The sequence below is a fragment of the Streptomyces sp. NPDC002809 genome (assembly GCF_040295435.1).
GTDB lineage: Bacteria > Actinomycetota > Actinomycetes > Streptomycetales > Streptomycetaceae > Streptomyces.
The window spans coordinates 1-5,011 of sequence record NZ_JBEOVJ010000161.1 but is presented as its reverse complement, the minus strand read 5'-3'; the positions used below and the strand labels follow the sequence as shown (position 1 = coordinate 5,011).

Here is a 5,011-nt window from a genome sequence, read left to right as displayed (position 1 = left end):
TCGATGCCCGCGGAGGCGGACGTCATCACGGCTTCGGTGCGCAGCGGATTGATCTCCGAAACGGCACCGACAAACGTGGTCTTACCCACGCCGAAGCCCCCTGCCACCACGATCTTCGCCGAGGTAGTGGAGCGGGCTGCTCCGCCGCTAGAGCTTGCGAAGTCCACTGAGCACCCTTTCGAGCAGTGTCACATCTGGCTGGCCGCCGGCGGACTCGTCGCCGCCGGGCTGGTGGATAGCGACGAGTCCGGCCTCAGCCAGGTCGGCTACGAGGATCCGGGCAACGCCGAGAGGGATCGAGAGCAAGGCCGAAATCTCGGCCACCGACTTGATCTCGATGCACAGCCGGCAGATCCGCTGGTGCTCGGGCAACTGCCCTTGCAACCGGGACGGATCGGCCGTCGTACTGACCAACGCCTCAATGGCGAGTTGGTAGCGCGGTCGGGTCCGGCCACCTGTCATGGCGTAGGGACGAACCAGCGGATTGTGCGCCGCGGGCGCGGCCGGCTCCGGGGCCCGACGCGGCTGCACCGGCTGAATGCGGGGCTGCTGCGGAGAGTCGTACCGGTGCGGGCGCTGCGGCCGGTTGGGCTGCTGCGGCCACTCCGGGCCCTGAACCTGCTGCGGCTGCCGGTACGGCTGATAAGGCTGCTGAGCGCCCTGTCTGCCGGGTGCGGAGGGGAAACCGAAACCATTGTCCCCGTGCTCACCCGATGTGTGCCGGTCACCGTTGAACTGGTGTCCGCCTGGGGGTGTACCCACGATTCCTCCTCCGCCTGCCGGTCCCGATCCCAGTGGGTCCGCGCCACCGCACCTTATGGCGCGGTGACGCGAAACGCACTGCCTGATTACTAGTTAAGAAGACTTCCCTGAAGCTCGGCACGGAGGTCCGGAGTGAGGACACTGCCCGCACGGTCGACCAGAAGGGCCATTTCGTACCCAACCAGACCGATATCGGCGTCCGGGTGTGCAAGAACGGCCAACGAGGATCCATCGGAAACGGACATGATGAAGAGGAACCCGCGCTCCATCTCCACAACTGTCTGATTGACGGCGCCGCCTTCGAAGATCCGGGAGGCACCCGCGGTGAGCGAGGTCAGACCGGAGGCGACAGCCGCCAGCTGGTCCGCACGGTCGCGCGGGAAACCTTCGGACATCGCCAGCAGGAGTCCGTCCGCGGAGACCACCACCGTGTGCGACACCCCGGGGGTGTTGTCCACGAAGTTGGTGATCAACCAGTTCAGATTCTGCGCCGCCTGGCTCATCGGGCTCACACTAACGCTCCTGGTTGTAGGTATTACTGGTGTCCGAACCCTCGTTGCGTCCCCGCAGCACGCCACGTCTCAGGTTGCTCAACCTGCCACGTATGTCCTCCGGGGCGCGGGAGACCTGGGGGCCGCCCTGCTGGGTCTGTTCGGCCGTGCCCTCGACCAGATTGGCCTTGGGTACACGCCGGGGAAGCCCGGACGGGGTGACCCCGCCCGCCTTCGGCTCCCGGAGCTTCTCGGCCCGCTCCCAGCGTTCGTCGTTCGCCGAGCGCCAGTCCTCGGAACCGGCTCCGTCCGCCTGCGCGGGCGACTGCTGCTGCGGCAGTTCCTCCTGCTGCTGCGGCACCTCCTGCGCGGCGACGGGCTGGTCGTTGCCGCGGCCGGTGGGCTGCCAGTGCTGCTGGCCGCCGCGGCGCGGCAGACCGGCATCGGTCAGCTCGTGGCCGGAGTTCGGGACGGGTCCCGAACGGTCGAAGCCTACGCTTTCCTGCGAGGCCGTGGGAGCGCTCGCAACAGATTCGGCCTCGGCCTGCGCGACCGGCTCGTACGCGCCCTGGTACGTGCTCTGATCAGCCCACTCCTCCTGCCGGGGCTGGGCGGAGTACTGCTCGTCGTAGGCGGGCTGAGGCGCCTGCGGAGCCGGGTACGCCGTCTCCTGGTAGCCGGCCTGAGCGCTGTAGCCGGGCTGCTCGGCATAGCCGGTGCCACCCCGGTACGGGTCGTAGGTGCCTTCGTACGAGGGCTGCTCGTACTGCTGCTCCTGCCGGTCGCCGGCCTGCGGCTCCTGGGCGTACTGGTCGGCGGCGTAGGGCGCCTCGCCGTACGGGGCCCCGGAGTACTGCTGCGGCTCCTGCTGCTGCGGGAACGGCGGACGCTCGTTGCCGGTCTGCGCCTCCAGTGCGGCGCGGCGCTCCTCCCGCATGAGCGAGCGGCCCACCGGGTCGAGCTGAGCGGAGTCCGCGGAGGGCTCCTCGTAGCGCGAGTCGTCGAATCCGAGCTCCGCCGCCGTACGCAACTGGGGCTGCTGCGGCAGCGCGTCGAAGGTCTGCTGCTGCGGAATGATCGAGGAGACCGTGAAGTCGTCCTGCGCGGGGGCGCCGTCGCCGCCGCCACCATGGGTGATCGCGTCCGGCAGCATGACCAGCGAGGTGGTACCGGCCTGCTCGCCCGAGGGGCGCAGCTGGACCCGGATGCCGTGCCGGTCGGAGAGGCGGCCGACCACGAACAGGCCCATGCGCTGGGAGACCGCGGCGTCCACGGTCGGCGGGTTGGCCAGCTTGTGGTTGATGTCGGCGAAGTCCTCGGCGGTGAGGCCGATGCCCTTGTCGTGGATCTCGATCATCACGCGGCTGTCGGGCAGCCGGGTCGCGGTGACCCGCACCTTGGTCTGCGGCGAGGAGAACGTGGTCGCGTTCTCCAGCAGCTCGGCCAGCAGGTGCACGAGGTCGGTGACGGACTGGCCGTGGATCTCGGTCTCCGGCACGCCGGAGAGCTCGATGCGCTCGTAGGACTCCACCTCGGATGAGGCGGCCCGCAGGACGTCCACCAGCGGCACCGGCTGGTTCCAGCGGCGGCCGGGCTCCTCGCCGGCGAGGACCAGGAGGTTCTCGCCGTTGCGCCGCATACGGGTCGCCAGGTGGTCCAGCCGGAAGAGGCTCTCCAGCTGGTCCGGGTCGGCCTCGTTGTTCTCCAGGTCGGTGATGAGGGTCAGCTGGCCCTCGATGAGCGACTGGTTGCGGCGCGAGAGGTTGGTGAAGATCGCGTTGACGTTGCCCCGCAGCATGGCCTGCTCGGCCGCCAGCCGGACCGCCTCGCGGTGCACCTGGTCGAATGCGCGGGCGACCTCGCCGATCTCGTCCTGGCTGTTGATCGGGATCGGCTGGACGCGGGTGTCCACCCGGCCCGGATCGGTCCGGGAGAGCTGGTCGACGAGCGAGGGCAGCCGCTGCTCGGCGATGGAGAAGGCGGCCGTACGCAGTTGGCGCATCGAGCGGCTCATCTGGCGGGCCATGAGCCCGGCCAGGACGAAGGCGGCCAGCAGGGCGATGATCACGATCGCGGCGTTGACGATGGCGTCGGTCCGGGCACTGGAGGAGATCTCCGCGGCCTCGGTCACCGCCTTGTCGACGAGCTCGTCCTCGACCGTGGTGTAGCCGTCGAACTTCGCCGTGGCCGCGGCCATCCAGGTCTCAGGGGTGATCCCCTTCGCCTTGAGCTGCTTGGGATCCTTGCCCAGGCCGATCTCCTGGGCCATGCCGTCGTAGACCGAGCCGTCGATGGTGGGCGGCGTCACGAACGGCACACCCGCCGCGTCGGCCTGCTCCTTCGCGGTCTTGAGCTTGGCAGCGCCCTCGGCGGCCTTGCCGGCCATGACCGTCTTCAGCCGGGCGGCGTCGGCCTCCGTACCGCCGGAGACGAATTCACCGAGGGCGATCTGCTCCAGGTAGTTGTACGAGCCGAAGGCCTTGACCTGGTCGTTGAACTTGCCGCTCTCCTGGCTGGGCCGCACCAGAAGGTGCATTCCGATGGAGCGCTGAAGCGATTCTGCAGCCTTGGCCAGCTCGATCGCGTACACGGTGCGGCCGTAGCTGGTGATGTTTCCGGTGCCGAGGCCGAGCTCGTTGCAGAACTCCATGAGGGAGTGCTGGACCTGGGTATACCCCTCTTCGGTTTTCACCGGGTCCATGGCGGCGGTGTACGCGGCCTTGCGCAGCTCCGGGAGCTTCGGCTCCTCCAGCTTGAACAGCTTGAGGCGACGCTCCAGACCCTGCTTGCCCGGCATGCCCTGCACGGCGGTGTCGAACTTCTCCGCGGCCGCGTCGGTGGTGGCGAGTGCCTGGGTGACGACCTCGGAGTCGCGCTTGTTGGACAGCAGTGGCTGAGCGGTGAGGTCACGCTCGTTGAGCAGCGCCTGCCCGTACTCGGCGGCCGCGCGCACGATCAGCGCGGTCTTCTCGGCATCCTGGGCCTCCTGCCAGGTGTCGACCGAACCCTTCACCTGGAAGCCGCCCATGATCAGGCCGACCAGTACCGGGATCAGGAGGATCGCGTTCAGCCGGGTGGGCACCCGCCAGTTGCGCGGGGACAGCCGGCTGGTGCTGCCACCGGCCGGTATCCCTTCGGACACATCGGCGGACGACGCAACGGTGCGCGACGGTGGGGTGAAGTTGCCCCGCTCCGCCTGCGCCGTTGCGCCCTCGTTGTTACGCCTCACTCGACCAACAACCTCTCGGCGTCGGCACCTACGTTGTGCCGTGTTTGTTCAGGGCCGTACTACTCGGGAGTTCAGCGAATTGCAGCACGGCCACCGGTCGCGTTCCAAACAGTCGGAATGCGTGATTCCGAGTGGCCCAGGCCTCAGATAAAACGGGCATAAAGAACGAGCCCCGTCAAAAGGCGGGGCTCGTGTGAGCGCAGTGGTACCGATCGTGCGCATCGGGTGCCGACCGTGGCTTAATTCTCTTTCGAAATGTTATGAACACGGGGGTGGATCGTGTCAAAGGACACACTCCGCCCCCGTGTGGCTACTGTAATTGCCGTACGGCAATACCGACTTGTGCCTACTTGAGCCGCGCCATCAAAGCGTGCTCCACCAGCGTGATCAGACCGCTCTTGGCGTCACCGCGGTGCCGCGCGTCCGTCGTGATGATCGGGGTGTCGGGTCCGATCTGGAGGGCTTCGCGGACTTCGTCGGGGGTGTAGGGCTGGTGTCCGTCGAAGCCGTTGAGGGCGATGACGAAGGG

The 5,011-nt window shown here is 68.0% G+C and carries 3 protein-coding genes and 2 pseudogenes; all 5 read right to left on the bottom strand.

From position 1 onward, the window contains the following. Positions 1-167, bottom strand: a pseudogene (locus tag ABT025_RS39215) (ATP-binding protein); the annotation flags it as partial. Continuing rightward, positions 148-762 (bottom strand): DUF742 domain-containing protein, encoded by a 615-nt coding sequence (locus ABT025_RS39210; RefSeq protein WP_351003592.1) that lies wholly within the window; start codon positions 760-762, stop codon positions 148-150. The gene ABT025_RS39210 and the pseudogene ABT025_RS39215, both read right to left, overlap by 20 nt. 89 nt (positions 763-851) lie before the next feature. After that, entirely contained in the window at positions 852-1,265 is a 414-nt protein-coding gene (locus ABT025_RS39205) for a roadblock/LC7 domain-containing protein (RefSeq protein ID WP_018551717.1), read from the bottom strand. A gap of 10 nt (positions 1,266-1,275) precedes the next feature. After that, positions 1,276-4,482, bottom strand: a complete 3,207-nt coding sequence (locus ABT025_RS39200) for a sensor histidine kinase (protein WP_351003591.1) — start codon at positions 4,480-4,482, stop codon at positions 1,276-1,278. Positions 4,483-4,828: 346 nt separating this feature from the next. Continuing rightward, positions 4,829-5,011 (bottom strand): annotated as a pseudogene (locus ABT025_RS39195) (ATP-binding protein); the annotation flags it as partial.

What these genes read in the sequence shown, in the direction of transcription:
- ABT025_RS39205 (WP_018551717.1), bottom strand. Translation starts at nt 1,265, where the DNA reads ATGAGCCAGGCGGCGCAGAATCTGAACTGGTTGATCACCAACTTCGTG.